12 protein-coding genes are annotated in these 14,441 nt (G+C 73.9%); 9 read left to right on the top strand and 3 right to left on the bottom strand.

The window, feature by feature from the left end; genetic code table 11:
- Positions 1-107: 107 nt before the first annotated feature.
- The gene (locus AC2RP6_RS04515; RefSeq protein ID WP_486444943.1) at positions 108-2,912 is read left to right on the top strand and encodes an alpha/beta fold hydrolase; all 2,805 of its coding nucleotides are present in this window, start codon (positions 108-110) and stop codon (positions 2,910-2,912) included.
- Positions 2,909-3,793 carry an ABC transporter permease gene (locus AC2RP6_RS04520; protein ID WP_486444944.1) on the top strand — a complete coding sequence of 295 codons (885 nt, stop codon included), beginning with the start codon at positions 2,909-2,911 and terminating at the stop codon, positions 3,791-3,793. The genes AC2RP6_RS04515 and AC2RP6_RS04520 overlap by 4 nt, the downstream gene beginning before the upstream one ends.
- Before the next feature lie 73 nt (positions 3,794-3,866).
- On the opposite strand, the gene AC2RP6_RS04525 is transcribed toward AC2RP6_RS04520, so the two are convergent.
- Positions 3,867-4,817: an aldo/keto reductase gene (locus AC2RP6_RS04525; RefSeq protein ID WP_486444945.1), complete on the bottom strand. Its 951-nt coding sequence runs from the start codon at positions 4,815-4,817 to the stop codon at positions 3,867-3,869.
- Positions 4,818-4,992: 175 nt separating this feature from the next.
- On the opposite strand from AC2RP6_RS04525, the gene AC2RP6_RS04530 reads away from it, so the two are divergent.
- The 7 genes from AC2RP6_RS04530 (at position 4,993) to AC2RP6_RS04560 (ending at position 9,871) form a co-directional block, all read left to right on the top strand.
- Positions 4,993-5,271 carry a GlsB/YeaQ/YmgE family stress response membrane protein gene (locus tag AC2RP6_RS04530; protein ID WP_329274429.1) on the top strand — a complete coding sequence of 93 codons (279 nt, stop codon included), beginning with the start codon at positions 4,993-4,995 and terminating at the stop codon, positions 5,269-5,271.
- A gap of 624 nt (positions 5,272-5,895) precedes the next feature.
- Positions 5,896-6,312, top strand: coding sequence for a TraR/DksA family transcriptional regulator (locus AC2RP6_RS04535; RefSeq protein ID WP_486444946.1), 417 nt, complete (start codon positions 5,896-5,898; stop codon positions 6,310-6,312).
- A gap of 211 nt (positions 6,313-6,523) precedes the next feature.
- On the top strand, positions 6,524-6,697 hold the full coding sequence (locus AC2RP6_RS04540; RefSeq protein WP_486444947.1) for a CsbD family protein: 174 nt from the start codon (positions 6,524-6,526) through the stop codon (positions 6,695-6,697).
- 216 nt (positions 6,698-6,913) lie between these two features.
- The gene (locus AC2RP6_RS04545; RefSeq protein ID WP_486444948.1) at positions 6,914-7,363 is read left to right on the top strand and encodes a PRC-barrel domain-containing protein; all 450 of its coding nucleotides are present in this window, start codon (positions 6,914-6,916) and stop codon (positions 7,361-7,363) included.
- Positions 7,364-7,852: 489 nt separating this feature from the next.
- Positions 7,853-8,044, top strand: a complete 192-nt coding sequence (locus AC2RP6_RS04550; protein WP_486444949.1) for a hypothetical protein — start codon at positions 7,853-7,855, stop codon at positions 8,042-8,044.
- 134 nt (positions 8,045-8,178) lie between these two features.
- Positions 8,179-8,862 carry a hemerythrin domain-containing protein gene (locus AC2RP6_RS04555; RefSeq protein WP_486444950.1) on the top strand — a complete coding sequence of 228 codons (684 nt, stop codon included), beginning with the start codon at positions 8,179-8,181 and terminating at the stop codon, positions 8,860-8,862.
- A gap of 1 nt (position 8,863) precedes the next feature.
- Positions 8,864-9,871, top strand: a complete 1,008-nt coding sequence (locus AC2RP6_RS04560) for a TIGR03619 family F420-dependent LLM class oxidoreductase (RefSeq protein WP_486444951.1) — start codon at positions 8,864-8,866, stop codon at positions 9,869-9,871.
- Positions 9,872-9,890: 19 nt separating this feature from the next.
- Here the strand turns inward: AC2RP6_RS04560 and AC2RP6_RS04565 are convergent, their stop codons facing one another.
- Both AC2RP6_RS04565 and AC2RP6_RS04570 read right to left on the bottom strand, forming a co-directional pair.
- Positions 9,891-10,775, bottom strand: coding sequence for an IS982 family transposase (locus tag AC2RP6_RS04565; RefSeq protein ID WP_486444952.1), 885 nt, complete (start codon positions 10,773-10,775; stop codon positions 9,891-9,893).
- A gap of 62 nt (positions 10,776-10,837) precedes the next feature.
- On the bottom strand, positions 10,838-14,296 hold the full coding sequence (locus tag AC2RP6_RS04570) for an ATP-binding protein (protein WP_486444953.1): 3,459 nt from the start codon (positions 14,294-14,296) through the stop codon (positions 10,838-10,840).
- Positions 14,297-14,441: the final 145 nt, after the last annotated feature.

The following is a 14,441-nucleotide window of genomic DNA, read 5'->3' on the forward strand; positions in this document are numbered from 1 at the left end:
CGTACCGCAGGCGCGGTACGTCCGGGGTGCGGGCTCGTCCCTGAGAAGGTCGGGAGTTCCGCCTGTGGGTGCTCGGAGGCCGGCTACCGGGCCCTTAGGGTGCCCGTATGAAGCTCCGTATGCCCCGGCGCCGCCGAGACCGCCTGCTCGCGGGCGCCGCCGCGCTGGCCGTCGTGGCGGGAGCCGGTACGTGGACGGCCTCGTCCGCGTCCGGCGACGCGCCCGCCGTGCACCGCCGGGACCAGGTCCTGAACATGCCCGGTGCCGACATCGACACCTCCTACTTCGTCGCGGGCGACGGGGCGGACGGTGGGGCGAAACGCCCCGCCGTGCTCCTCGGGCACGGCTTCGGGGGCAGCAAGGACGACGTCCGCGCCCAGGCGGAACGGCTGGCCCGCGAGGGCTACGCCGTGATGACCTGGTCGGCGCGCGGCTTCGGCCGCTCCGGCGGCCGGATCGGGCTGAACGACCCCGAGCACGAGGTCAAGGACGTCTCCCGGCTCATCGACTGGCTCGCGGCCCGGCCCGAGGTACGCCTCGACGCGGACGGCGACCCGCGCGTGGGCGTGTCCGGGGCCTCCTACGGCGGGGCGGTCTCGCTGCTGGCGGCCGGTCACGACCGGCGCGTGGACGCGATCGCCCCGGAGATCACCTACTGGAACCTCGCGGACTCCCTCTTCCCGGGCGGCGTCTTCAAGAAGCTCTGGTCGGGGATCTTCTTCACCACCGGCTCGGCCGACGGGATGCAGCAGGCCGGCACCGCCCCTCGGGCCACACCGCAGGACGCCGGCAGCGGGCGGCCGGAGACCGGGACGGGGGCTGCGACCGGGGCGGCGACCGGGACCGGGCCCGCCACCGGGGCGCAGGACGCCGCCACGGCCGGTCCGGGCTGCGGGAAGTTCACCCCCGAGCTGTGTGCGATGTACGAACGCGTCGCCGTGGCCGGGAAGCCCGACGCCGAGGCCCGCACCCTGCTGGAGCAGCGCAGTCCGTCGGCGGTCGCCGACCGGATCAAGGTGCCGGCCCTCATCGTGCAGGGCCAGGACGACTCCCTCTTCCCCCTGGACCAGGCCGACGCCATGGCCACCGCCATCGCGGCCAACGGCGCGCCCGTGTCGGTGGACTGGGCGGCCGGCGGCCACGACGGCGGCATGCGCGAGGCGGACCGGGTGGAGGCCCGCGTGGCGGCCTGGTTCGACCGCCACCTCAAGGGCGACGAGGGCGCGGACGCCGGACCGACGTTCCGGGTCTCGCGCTCCGGCGGGATCGACTCCACCGACGGCGAGGTGATACTGCGCGGCGCGCGCGGCGAACGCTACCCCGGGCTGGCTGCCGGACCGAAGGAGTTCGTCCTGACCGGACGCGAGCAGACCTTCGTCAACCCGGCGGGCGGCGCGCCCCCCGCGCTGTCCTCCCTGCCCGGTGTCGGCGGGCAGCTGGCCTCCTTCGGTGCCGGGCTGTCGCTGGACTTCCCCGGGCAGAACGCCCGCTTCGAGTCGGCACCGCTGACCGGCGACCTGCAGATCACCGGGGCCCCGACCGTAACCCTGAAGGTGAGGTCGACGGCTGCGGACGGTTCGGCCGTCCTGTTCGGCAAGGTGTACGACGTGGGGCCGGACGGGCGGCAGCAGGTGCTGCCCTCCCAGCTGGTCGCCCCGCTGCGGGTGGAGAACGCGCAGCAGGGTGCGACCGTACGGCTGCGACTGCCCGCGATCGACCACTCCTTCGATGCAGGACACCGGTTGCGTCTCGTGGTCGCCGCCACCGACCTGGGGTACGCGAGCCCCGCCGCGCCGGCCGCCTACACGGTCGCGGTGCAGGGCCCCCTGGCCGTGCCCGTCGCCCCGCGGGTACGGACCGCCACGGCGGGCCTGCCCGCCTGGACCTGGGGCCTGCCGCTGGGCGCGGCGGCGCTCGCGGCGGCCCTGCTGGGTCTGCGCGGGCGCGGCGCGGGCGGCGCGCGGGCCGGCGTACCGCGGCCGGACCCCGCGCTGGCCGACGTACCGCTGGAGATCACGGGCCTGACGAAGCGGTACGCGAAGGCGCAGGACCGGTACGCGGTGCGGGACCTGTCCTTCCGGGTGGAGAAGGGCCAGGTGCTGGGGCTGCTCGGGCCCAACGGCGCGGGCAAGACCACCACGCTGCGCATGCTGATGGGGCTGATCTCGCCGGACGCCGGGGAGATCCGGGTGTTCGGGCACGCGGTGCGGGCCGGGGCACCGGTCCTGTCGCGGGTCGGGGCGTTCGTGGAGGGCGCGGGTTTCCTGCCGCACCTGACGGGCCGCGCCAACCTGGAGCTGTACTGGCAGGCCACCGGTCGCCCGGCCGAGGACTCCCACATGGCGGAGGCCCTGGAGATCGCGGGGCTCGGCGACGCGCTGGAGCGCGCGGTGCGGACGTACTCGCAGGGCATGCGCCAGCGGCTCGCGATCGCGCAGGCGATGCTGGGGATGCCGGACCTGCTGATCCTGGACGAGCCGACGAACGGTCTGGACCCGCCGCAGATCCGCGAGATGCGGGACGTGATGATCCGCTACGCGGCCGGGGGGCGGACCGTCATCGTTTCCAGCCACCTGCTGTCGGAGGTCGAGCAGTCCTGCACGCACCTGGTGGTCATGGACCGCGGGCAGCGGGTGGCGGCGGGCGAGGTCGCCGAGATCACCGGTGGCGGGGACACCCTGCTGGTGACGCTGGCCGGGCCGGCGGACGAGGTGGCCGTCGGCAAGGTGGCGGCGCTGGAAGGGGTGGGGTCCGTGGTGGCCGCGGACGACGGGCTGCTCGTACGCCTCGAAGGCGCGACGGCCGCCTGGCTGATCGCCGAACTCGTGCGGCTGGAGGTGCCGGTGACCGCAGTGGGGCCGCACCGCAGACTCGAGGACGCGTTCCTCACCCTGATCGGAGGTCCGGCATGAGTACGGCGACGACGGCGCGGGAGGCGGCTGCGGAAACGGCACCGGGCTACCGGGCGGGCCGTACCCTGCCGCTGCGCGTGGAGGCGCTGCGGCAGTGGCGCCGGCGCCGGACGCTGGTGATGGGCGGGGTGCTGGCCGCACTGCCCTTCATCATGATCATCGCGTTCGCGGTGGGGGGCGGGCCGGACAGCAGGGGCGGCGGGAACGGCCGGATCACCCTGATCGACACGGCCACGGCCTCGGGCGCGAACTTCGCCGCGACCTGTCTGTTCGTGTCGGCCGGTTTCCTGCTGGTGGTGCCGGTGGCGCTGTTCTGCGGGGACACCGTGGCCTCGGAGGCGAGCTGGTCCTCGCTGCGCTACCTGCTGGCGTCGCCGGTGCCGAGGGCGCGGCTGCTGTGGAGCAAGCTGGTGGTGGCGCTGGGCTTCAGCCTGGCGGCGATCGTGCTGCTGCCGGTGGTGGCGCTGGCGGCGGGCACGGCCGCGTACGGGTGGGGGCCGCTCAAGCTGCCCGCGGGAGGCGCGCTCGCGGCCGGGGACACGGTGCCGCGGCTCGCGCTGGCGGTGGCCTTCGTCTTCGTCTCGCAGCTGGTGACGGCGGGGCTGGCGTTCTGGCTGTCCACGCGGACGGACGCGCCGCTGGGCGCGGTGGGCGGCGCGGTCGGGCTGACGATCGTCGGCAACGTCCTGGACGCGGTGACGGCGCTCGGCTCCTGGCGGGAGTTCCTGCCGGCGCACTGGCAGTTCGCGTGGGCGGACGCCCTGCAGCCGCAACTGGAGTGGGGCGGGATGGTGAAGGGGGCGGTGGTGTCGGTGTCGTACGCGCTGGTGCTGTTCGCCCTGGCCTTCCGCGGCTTCGCCCGCAAGGACATCGTGTCCTGACCGGGCGGGTGTTGCGTGTGCCCCACACCCCCGCGGGGTGTGGGGCACACGCGTCCCCGGGCGGTGATGTCCGTCAGGCGGGGACGCCCGGTGCGATCGCATCGATCTCGGCGAGCAGGTCCGCGTCCAGCGGGTGTTCGCCGGCGGCGGCGTTGGCGCGGATCTGCTCGGCGGAGGTGGCGCCCGCGATGACGGAGGCGCAGCCGGGCCGGGCGGAGAGCCAGCCGATGGCGAGTTCGAGGACGGTCCGGTCGTGCTTCTCCGCGATCGCGGCCAGCGCCTCGACCACGTCGAGGCGCTCCTCGGTGAGGTAGGACGCCCGGTCCTCCAGGCGGGAGCCGGCCGGGACGGGCACGCCGCGACGGATCTTGCCGGTCAGCAGGCCGTTGGCGAGCGGGAAGTACGGGAGCACGCCGACGCCGTAGTGCCGGGCGGCCGGCACCAGTTCGCGCTCGGCCGACCGCTCCAGCAGTGACCATTCGTTCTGCGCCGACACGAAGGGGACGGAGCCCGTCTCGCGGGCGACGTGGGCGGCTTCGGCGAGCTGCCACCCGGTGAAGTTGGAGTGGCCGACGTAGCGCACCTTGCCCTCGGCGACGAGCTCGGTGAGCGCGGCCAGCGTCTCGGCGACGGGCGTGGCCGGGTCGGGGCTGTGCAGCTGGAGCAGGTCGATGTGGTCGGTTTCGAGGCGGCGCAGGGACTCCTCGACGGCGCGCCGGACGTAGGCGCGGCTGCCGCGGGACCCGGCGGCGGGACCGTACTTCATGTCGACGCCGTCGTAGCCGAACTTGGTGGCGAGGACGACCTGGTCGCGCCGGCCCTTCAGGGCCTGCCCGAGGTGCCGCTCGGAACCGCCCCCGCCGCCGTAGATGTCGGCGGTGTCGAGCAGGGTGACGCCCGCCTCCAGGGCGGCGTCGACGACGGCCCGAGTGGCCTGGGCGTCAAGCCTGCTGCCGAAGTTGTTGCAGCCGAGGCCGACGGCGGAGACCAGCAGACCTGAACTTCCCAGCGGCAGATAACGCATGCGTTTTCGTTCCTCCGACTCGACGGTTGCACGATCGGGGGAGCCAGTCCCCCACCGCATCCTGCCAGCCCGGACCGGTCCGCTCTGATTCACTCCGGCCGCCGGACGTTTGGAAACCGCGTATCGGTGAAGACGAGCGTCAACACCGGATCATTTCACGAGGTTGGAGAAGCGCATGGGCATCATTGCCTGGATCCTCATCGGACTGCTCGCGGGCTTCATCGCCAAGGCACTCATGCCGGGGAAGGACCCCGGTGGCATCATCATCACGATGCTGATCGGCATCGCGGGCGGCCTGCTCGGCGGCTGGCTCGGCAAGGTCATATTCGGCGTCGACTCCATCGACGGCTTCTTCGACCTCTCCACCTGGATCGCGGCCATCGTCGGCTCCGTCATCCTCCTCGCCGTCTACCGCCTGGTCACCGGCAACAAGCACCACCACCGCCACGCCTGACCGACACCCCGGCTTCCCGCCGCGGCAACCCCGAGGGGGGCCACAGCCACACGGCTGTGGCCCCCCTCGGCGTTCCCCATCGACCCAGGACCGGACCCCTGCCCGGGGCCGGAACGCGGTGCTGTCGGGCGTGGGGTCGATCGCCACGGTGGTGGGACCTCCGCCGGCGACCCTGCTCGTCGCGTTCGGCGCCCCGGCGGCGGTACTGGCCGTGGACGTTCACGGTGATCCGGCACGTCCCCGCGCTGGCCGGACTCCTCGCCCTGAGCTTCGCGTTCCTCCTCCTCTTCGGCCCTGCGACGGCCTCCGGCATCGGCGCAGTGCTGGGCTCGGTCTGTACCGGCCCCCTCGGCCGGTGGCGGACGTGGCCCACGACGGTCGGCATCGTCATCGCGTTCGGTGCGCTGATCCCCCTGGGTGCGGGAGCCCCGACGGCCGTTCGCCCCTTTCCGGCGTTCGGCACCCGGTGCGGCGCTGCCCCGGGCCCTCGCGGCGAGTTCCGCCGTACGCGTGCTGCCGGGGTCCCCGGGCACCGCGCTCGGACCTGCGGGCGGCGGTACCGCAGGCACGGCCGGTACGGAGGGGGCCGGGGAATCGGGGGCCGCGGGTCGGCGTTGTCGGAGCATGAGTGAGGTGTCCCGGCACGACCAGGGCGGGCCCGAACCGGCCGACTCCTCGACGGTGCGCGCCCGGCTCGCGGCCGACCGCGCGGACACCGTGGCGCGGGCGGCTGCGTTGGCCCGCGACTTCGACGGGATCGTCGCGGCCAACGCCCTGGTCGCGGTCGACGACGAGCACGACCCCGAAGGCGGGACCACCGCCTTCGAGCGGGCGCACGTGGCCTCCCTGATGGCGCAGGCGCGCGAGCACCTGGAGGAACTGGACCAGGCGCTGCAACGGCTCGAACGAGGAGAGTACGGGCGGTGCGAAGCCTGCGGCGGCGTCATCGCGCCCGAACGCCTGGAGATCCGGCCGGCGGCCACCACCTGTGTCGGCTGCGCCCGGCCCGCCGCCCCGCGCCGCCCGCCGCACCCCGCCTGACGCGGACGCCGGGGCCGGGGTCGGGGTCGGGGCCGGGAGCCCTGCTGCTGGTCCGACGGCAGGCTCAGCAGTTCTCGCTGATCACGTCATCCAGAGGCCGTCCTCGCCCGGGCGCCTGCCGGACGCAGCCGAGGCGGTGACGTTTGCGGGCGGGGATCGGGAGCAGGAGAGCGGTCACGACCAAGCCGGTACGACCACGAGGAGGTCCCCGATGTCGGGCACGGAGAAGAGCAAGGCGCACGCCGAGCAGGCGAAGGGCAAGGCCAAGGAGGCCCTGGGCCGCGCCGTGGGCAACGAGCGGATGACCGCCGAGGGCGAGGCCGAGCAGGCCAGGGGCAAGGCCCGCCACGCCAAGGAAGACGTCAAGGACGTGTTCCGCCCCTGACCACGGACCGCGGGGACGGCCGTCCGCGGTGGGCGCCGTCCGCGGTGGGCGCGCGACGCGGAACCGCCGCGTCGACCGGGCCCCGACCTCTCCCCCGGGTCGGGGCCCGGTCGCGTGTCCGCCTCCTCCGAGGCGCGCGCCCACCGCGGCGCTTCGGTTCGGCGCGGGTGGGTAGCCGAGGGACGACAGAGCGCGCGGCAGGGTTAAGGAGCATCAGTGATCACGCAGGAGCAAGTGGCGGCCATGGAAGGCTGCACGGCGTTCACGGACCAGGGGCAGCGCCTGGGTCTGGTGGAGTACCTCCTGGTGGACGACACCACCGGCAGGCCCGAGTGGGTGCGGATCATCGACCGGGCGTCCGGCCTGGGCGGGGTGTTCGTCCCGTTGCGCGAGGCGGATCTGCAGAACGGCCGTCTGGTCGTCCCGTACCCGGTGGCGATGATCGAGCGGGCGCCGTGCGCGGCCCTGGACTGCGGGAGCGTCCTGACCGTGGCGGAGGAGTCGCAGCTCTACCGGCACTACGGCGTCCGCGACGCGCGCGACGAGGTGCACGCGGACGGCAGGGCGGGCTGGGCGGTCATGGACCGGGCGCAGACCATCCGTGAGGGCACGAACGGCCAGGAGCAGGCGGTGTCCCGCCTGCAGCAGGTGCAACCGGGGCGCTGATCCGCGAAGGGTGCGCGCCGCACCGGGCCGTACGTACCGTGCGGCTCGGGTGCTGGTGTCGATGACCCCACGCCCACCGAGTCCCACCAGCACACCGGCGGGACGAGGCCGGTGGTACCGCCCCGTACGAAGATCCTGCGGCTCGGGGCGCCGGGGGGGGGACAGCCGCCGGGTGAGCACGCCGGCCCGGGCGCCGTTGACCATGAGGAGCGCGACCAGCGCGCTCTCGGCCTGGGCGAGCGGCGAGAAGAGGCCGGGGCGGACCATCAGCCCGCTGCCGACCGGACCGGCCGCGCCCGGCCCGCCCGGGTCGGCACGCGCAGACCGGACGTCACAGCGAGCGCGTCGCCGAGGAAGGCCACCCGGGCGTCACCGGGCCAAGGCCGCCGATCGGATGAGACTCGGCCCGCACCGGCAGGTCAGGACCGGTCGGACGCGCCGGATTCTTTAACTTGGGCGTGCCATTGCCCTTCCGCAGAGAGGTGCAGCATGCGTTTCCTTCTGACCGCCCTGGCCGCCGGCGCCGTCGTCTTCGGCACCGCCGGTGTCGCGAGCGCCGACGTGACCGTGAACTACCAGCCCCAGCCCTCGTTCACGTTCGTCTTCGGCGACTGGTCCCAGGTCGCCGGGGACGACATCTTCGCCGCCGGTCACGACAACACCGTCGGTTCCAACAACTGACGGCCGGCGCCACCACCGGGGCGCCCCGTTCACCGACACCTGCCTCAGGCGTGTCGGCGCACGGGGCGCCCCGTGCCGTACCGGCGGCAAGTCGTCTGCAAGGGGCCTGCAAGGGGGGCCCGAAGACTGGGGTCATGACTTCGCGCAACACGTCCGACTCCCCCGTCCACCCCTACACCCGCGAGATGGCGATGATCCACCAGGTGTTCCGCCGAGAATCGCGCCTGCTGACCGAACTCGTCCAGGACGCGCCTCCCGGCGACACCGCCCGCGCCGGGATTCTCGCCGAGCACTGGCGGCTGTACGCCATCGGCCTGCACGCCCACCACACCGGTGAGGACGAGATGCTCTGGCCGGTCCTGCTGCCCCACCTGGATCTCGATGCCGAGCAGGTCCTGGCGATGGAGACGCAGCACCGCGAACTCGACGAGGGGATCGCCGAGGTGCAGCGGCACATGGACCGCTGGCAGGCACGGGCCTACCGTGAGGACCGCGACGAGCTCGCCGAGGCGCTGCGCCGGCACCACCGGCAGCTGTGCGCCCATCTCGACGAGGAGGAGCGGCATGTCATGCCGCTGGTCGCACTCCATGTGAACGAGGAGCAGTGGCACGCGGTGGGTGAGCGGGGCCTGGCGGAGACCCCCCGCAACCGGCTGATGATCGCCCTCGGCGCCATCCTGGAGGACACCTCGCCCGAGGAGCGCCGGGAGTTCATGGCACGGCTGCCCGTACCGGCCCGGGTGATGTGGAAGCTGCTCGGGCAGCGGCAGTACCGCCGTGAGACCGAGCGGGTCCGCGGTCGGCGCACCGCCGTCTGACGTGCCGCACTCCCCCTCCCCGCCCCCGTCCTGCCCCACCCGTACGCACCCGTACGCACCCGTACCCACCGAGGAAGTACCGCCGATGCGCATCGGTTTCTCCGTCCCCCAGTTCGGCCCGTTCGCCGATCCCGACCGCTCCGCCGCGATGTGCACGGCCCTGGAGGCCCTGGGCTGCGACAGCCTGTGGGTGGCCGACCGGCTGCTGGCACCGCTGACCCCCGCCGAGGGCTACCCCGGCGGGAAGCCGATGCCCGTCCGCTACGGCACCCATCTCGACCCGGTGCTCGCGCTGGCCGTGGCGGCCTCCGCCACCGAACGGGTCCGGCTCGGCAGCAGTACGCTCAACGCCCTCTGGCAGCCACCCGTCGTGCTCGCCCGGGCCTTGACCACCCTCGACCTGATCAGCCACGGCAGGCTCGACGTCGGCATCGGGCTGGGCTGGATGCGGGAGGAGTACGAGGCCGCCGGGGTGCCCTGGCAGGGGCGTGGGGCACGGCTGGAGGAGACCCTCGACGTCCTCGACGCCGTCTGGCAGGGCGACCCCGTGGTCCACACCGGTCCCCTGTGGACGATCCCCGGGTCGACCGTCCTGCCCAAGCCCGTCCAGGGCCCGCGACCCCCGGTCCTGCTCGGCGGGTTCACCCCGCCCGCGCTGGAGCGCGTCGGCCGGCGCGCGGACGGCTGGCTGGGGGCCTCGATGCCGCTGCCCTACGTGCAGGGACTGTGGGCGGTCGCCGCGGAGGCCGCAGAGCGCGCCGGCCGCGACCCCGCGGCACTGCGCAGGGTGTTCCGGGTGAACCCGGAGGTCACGGCGGCCGGGGCCGACCCCGCGGAGGTGCACCACCGCGGGACCGTGCGCCAGCTCTGCGACCACCTCAGGGCGATGTGCGCCACCGGCACCGGCGCCGACGAGGTGCTCGTGGACCTCCAGTTGGCGACGGACTCACCCGAGGAGTACCTCGACCTGGCCGCTGCCTTCATGGCCGAGCTGTCCGACACCCCCTAGATGAGTGAGTCCGATGTTCTTAGTGGTCGTAGGCGATCAGTGAGCGTTTGACTGCGGCGCCGGTGGTCCAGTTGTGCCAGATGCCGACGGCGAGGGCGAGGAGTCGTTGTCCGGTGCGGGCGAAGACTCCGGCCGGGGTCCTGGCGCCGTGTTGTTCGAGGCTGAGCTGGCCTTTGAGGGTGTCGATGACAGCCTCGATCCACTGCCGGACCCGGGCGATCTTGCCGTGCCGGACCGGTTCGTCCTCCCGGTCCGGGCGCACGAGATGGGCGCCGAGGCGCTCGCTGACGAAGGTCTCGAATTCCTTCCCCGCGAAGCCTTTGTCGGCGAGGATCACCTGCCCTCGGCGGACCAGGCGGTGGTCGCGTTCGAGCAGCGCGGCCATCACCTCCCGCTCGCCGGTCCTCGGGTTGGCCAGGCACCAGGTGACGGGCATGCCCTCGGCGGTGGTGACCAGGTAGAGCCGGAATCCCCAGAAGAAGCACGAGTGGCTGCGGCAGAAGCCGTAGCCGCAGTGCCCGGCCACTTCGGAGCGTTTGACGGTCTCGCGGGAGGCCGCGCAGGGCAGCGGGGTGGAGTCGATCAGCCGCAGATCGTCGTGCCAGGTCGGCACCTGCCGGGCCAGCGCCTCGATCACCTGGCTGATCAGCGGACCGGCGGCGTTGAGGCGCTTGTTGTAGGCGGACTGCTGGGGCAGATAGCGGAACAGGTGCCCCAGGCGGGCATGGGCGAAGCGGATCCAGTGCCGGGCCGAGGGGAAGCCAAGCAGAACCTGGGCGACGGCCAGGCACAGCAGTTCGGCGTCCGTGAGTTTCGGGGGTCGCCCGATCCGGCGACAAGGCGCCACATGGTCGTCGATGAACACGTACAGTGCCGCCAGAAGGGCGTCCAGGTTTGTCTTCACACACTGACCAACGGGCGCCCTTTGCCATGGTCGCGACCAGCACGAACATCGGACTCACTCATCTAGGGGGTGGTCACGGGGGCGGGTGCAGCAGGGAGTTCGGCCAGGGCGGCGGTCGCCGCGGCCGCCCAGTGGGGCGAGTCCCAGGCGGCCGCCACCCGCCCGGCCTCCTGGAAGTGCTGCCGGGCCTGTTCCGGGCGGTCCAGGAAGCGGGCGAGTTCGCCCAGGGTCTGCGCGACGGGCCGGTAGACCACGCTGAGGCTGCTCGCCCCGCCCGCCAGTCCGCGCAGGGGCAGCAGGTCCTCGTACACTTCGGCGGCGGCCTCCCGGTCCCCGAAGGTCACGGCGGCCACGCCCCGCAGCCCGGCCAGGATGGGGTACGCGAAGTCGCGGCGGTGCGCCACGCGCTGGGCGAAGACTGCCCTGGCCTCGTCGGCGCGCCCGGCGGCCAGCAGCGCGAGCGCCGCGAGGGCTTCGTTGTACGGCTGGTAGCGCTCCCACACCATGAGCAGGACCGGCAGCATCTCGGCGAGGCGGCCCTGCTGCAGGCGGATGCACCCGAGGCTCAGAGCGGCCAGCCCGCTGAGGTCCACCGCTCCGCGTTCCCGCAGCTCGGCCACGGCCGTACCCAGGTCCTGTTCGGCCTCGTCGAAACGGCCCCGGGCCATGGCGAGCATGGGGCGTCGGAGCCTGGCCACCGCGAACGCACCCTGGAGTTCGTACGTACGGGCGATCTCGTCCGCGCGTACCAGGCAACGCTCCATCTCCTCCGGGTCGTTGCGGCCGGCCGCTGTCCGGGCGGCGATGTAGGAACTCATCCACGCGTACTCGGGGCTGTCGTGGGCGGCGGCCACGTCGGCGAGTACCCGGTGGAGCTCCCGGTAGACGTCGGGGTCGAGTTCGCAGTCGACCTTGCGCAGCAGGGAGGTGACGGCCAGGCCCAGCAGCCGGGGATCGCCCGCGCTCCGGGCGACTTCCACGGCCCGGCGTCCCACGGCCACGGCACGCGGATCGGTGTCGTCGAGCGCGTCCGACAACTGGTCGAGCAGCAGGCACCGCTGCCGGTCGGACAGGCCGGGGTCCTCCAGCAGCCGCCCGAGTTCCTCGACGGCCTCCGGGTCGGACTCCGCGTACGGTCGGACGCGCCAGGGCGTCGGTTCGGTCCAGGTGGTGTAGGCGGCGGTCAGCAGGTCGGCCCGGCCCTGTGCCCGGGCCACCCGTACGGCTTGTTCCTGCGCCTCACGGGCGGGCACCACGGCCCCCATCCGGATCCGGCAGTCCACCAGCTGACCCAGCAGCGTCACCCGCAGCAGGGCGTGGTCCTGCCCGGCGAACGCGCCCGGCCGGTCGGTGAGGAGACCGAGGGCCGCGTTGAGGAGGGCTTCGGCGTTCTGCGGGGCGTAGCGGCGCACCGCCTGCTCGCACGCGAGCCGGGCGTGGTGGACCGCGGGAGCGGCATCGGCGGTCACCACCGAGGCCGCCTTCAGCAGGTGGTGGGCCGTGGCGGCGACGTCGTCGGAGCCGAGGGCGATCAGGCTCCGGCCCAGGCGGGAGTGCATCCGGGCCAGCCGCAGCCGCGTGAGGTCGCCTTCCAGCGCGTCGCGCACCAGGGCGTGGGTGAAGCGGACCGTGCCCGGGCGCGGTTCGGTGAGCAGCCCGGCGGTGACTCCGGCGTCCAGGGCGTCGAGGAGCTGTTCGGCGTCACCGTCCGCGGCGTGGGCGAGGAGGGCCACGGACGTCTCGCGTCCGGCGACGGCTGCCAGGCGCAGGCCGGCCGCGGCACCCGGGGCGAGCAGGGCCAGGCGTCGGCGCAGCACGTCCCGGACGCCTTGCGGGACGCGTGCGAGTGCCTGCTGCTCGCCCTCGCCCGCCAGCAGGAGCGAACTCTCCCGCAGGTAGAACGGGTTGCCTCCGGCCCGTTCGGCAAGGGCCACGGCGGCATGGTCGCTCATGCCGGCCGCGCCGCGCCGCAGCAGCTCCTTGGCCTGGGCCGCCGACAGCCCGCCCAGGGTCAGCCGTACCGGTGAGCAGGCGGCGAGCCGTGCCAGGGCACCGGTCAGATCGCCCTCACCCGTGCGGTACGAACCCACCAGCAGCAGCGATACGTCACGCAGTTGCTCGGCGCAGAGCAGGAACAGCTCCAGGCTCTCGCGGTCGCCCCGGTGCAGGTCGTCCAGGACGATCGCGAGCGGCCCGCGCAGGGCCGCGTCGCGCAGCCAGCCGATCAGTGCCCTGTGCAGACGGAAGCGTCCGGCCGGGCTGCCGTCCGGCAGCCCGGAGTCGCCCCCGGTGCCGGGCGCCAGGAGGGGCGCGAGTTCCGCGGCGTGCGGGCCGGGCGGGGCGGCCTCCGCGAGTCCCGGCAGCATGTCGAACCAGGCGCGGCCGGGTGGGGCGCCGTCGGTCTCGGGGCAGTGCCCCGACCCGACCAGCCAGCCCTGGGCGGGGAGTTGGCCGACGGCGGTCTCCAGCAGGCTCGACTTGCCGATGCCGGCCTCGCCGCTGACCACGACCACCTGCGCCCGGCCCCCCAGCGCGCGGTCGGCGGCGCCGGCGAGGGCGGCCAGCTCCTCGTCACGGCCCAGGAGCCGGTCGGCCGTGAACACCGTCGCCGTGACCGGGGTGCCGACCGCTGCCGTGACCGCTGTCGTGACCGGGGTGCCGACCGCTGCGGTGACCGCTGTCGTGAGCGGGGTGCCGACCGCTGTCGTGACCGCTGTCATGACCGGGGCCGGTGCCGGGGCCGGGACACCGGTCGCCGCGCGGAGTACGTCCAGGCGCTGGTGCAGCAGCGCGTGCTCCAACTCCAGCAGGGCAGGACCGGGTTCCACGCCGAGTTCCTCGTCGAGGACGTGCCGGGCCCGCCGCAGCGCGGCCAGCGCGTCCCCCTGTCGGTCGCGGGCCCACAGCGCCAGGGCCAGAAGCCGCCAGCCCTCTTCGTGCAACGGCTGCTCCCCGGTGAGCGCCCCGGCGTCGGCGAGGGCCTGCGCGGCCTGACCGGCGGCCAGCCGCGCCGCGGCGAGCCGTTCGCGGGCGGTGCGGCGCACCTCCTCCAGCCGGGCCCGCTCCCCCGCAGTCCACGGCTCGTCGGAGAACTCCGCGTACGGCTGCCCGCCCCAGGTATCGAGCGCCGCTGCCAGATCCTCGGCGGCCGTGCCGGGGGAGGACTGCGACGTCGGGAAGGCCGCCACCCGGCGTTCGAAGAGCCAGGCGTCCACGGCGTCCTGCTCCAGATGGAGGGCGTAGCCGTAGGGAGCGCTGACCAGCAGGCGGGCGGGCGTGCGCGGGGCACGCCCCGGTTCGAGGACACGGCGCAGGCGTGCGATGTAGGCGTGGAGCGACGCCTGCGCGCTCGCCGGGGTACCCGTGGGCCACAGCCGCTCGACGATCCGCTCGGTGGGCACGACGGCCCCGCGGGCGAGCAGGAGTTGGACCAGGACCATCCGGGCGAGGCGACCGCCCGTGCCGACCGCGCGGCCGTCGACTTCCACCCGGAACGGGCCGAGCACCCTCACTTTGACCATGACAAGAACATGCTAAGCGGATCACAGCGACGCCCACGCGGCACGGTCGCCCTGGCGGGCCCTGTGCGACCGTCCTGTCGTCCCGGCGTTCCGAGCCCTTGCTCAGCCTATCGAGATTCGATAGATTTCCATCGCAAGTCGATGG

The organism is Streptomyces sp. WAC03905 (assembly GCF_057371075.1).

Coding starts and splice junctions, on each gene's coding strand:
- AC2RP6_RS04515 (WP_486444943.1), top strand. CDS start 108: ATGAAGCTCCGTATGCCCCGGCGCCGCCGAGACCGCCTGCTCGCGGGC.
- AC2RP6_RS04540 (WP_486444947.1), top strand. CDS start 6,524: ATGTCGGGCACGGAGAAGAGCAAGGCGCACGCCGAGCAGGCGAAGGGC.
- AC2RP6_RS04555 (WP_486444950.1), top strand. CDS start 8,179: ATGACTTCGCGCAACACGTCCGACTCCCCCGTCCACCCCTACACCCGC.
- AC2RP6_RS04550 (WP_486444949.1), top strand. CDS start 7,853: ATGCGTTTCCTTCTGACCGCCCTGGCCGCCGGCGCCGTCGTCTTCGGC.
- AC2RP6_RS04525 (WP_486444945.1), bottom strand. CDS start 4,817: ATGCGTTATCTGCCGCTGGGAAGTTCAGGTCTGCTGGTCTCCGCCGTC.
- AC2RP6_RS04520 (WP_486444944.1), top strand. CDS start 2,909: ATGAGTACGGCGACGACGGCGCGGGAGGCGGCTGCGGAAACGGCACCG.
- AC2RP6_RS04530 (WP_329274429.1), top strand. CDS start 4,993: ATGGGCATCATTGCCTGGATCCTCATCGGACTGCTCGCGGGCTTCATC.
- AC2RP6_RS04570 (WP_486444953.1), bottom strand. CDS start 14,296: ATGGTCAAAGTGAGGGTGCTCGGCCCGTTCCGGGTGGAAGTCGACGGC.
- AC2RP6_RS04535 (WP_486444946.1), top strand. CDS start 5,896: ATGAGTGAGGTGTCCCGGCACGACCAGGGCGGGCCCGAACCGGCCGAC.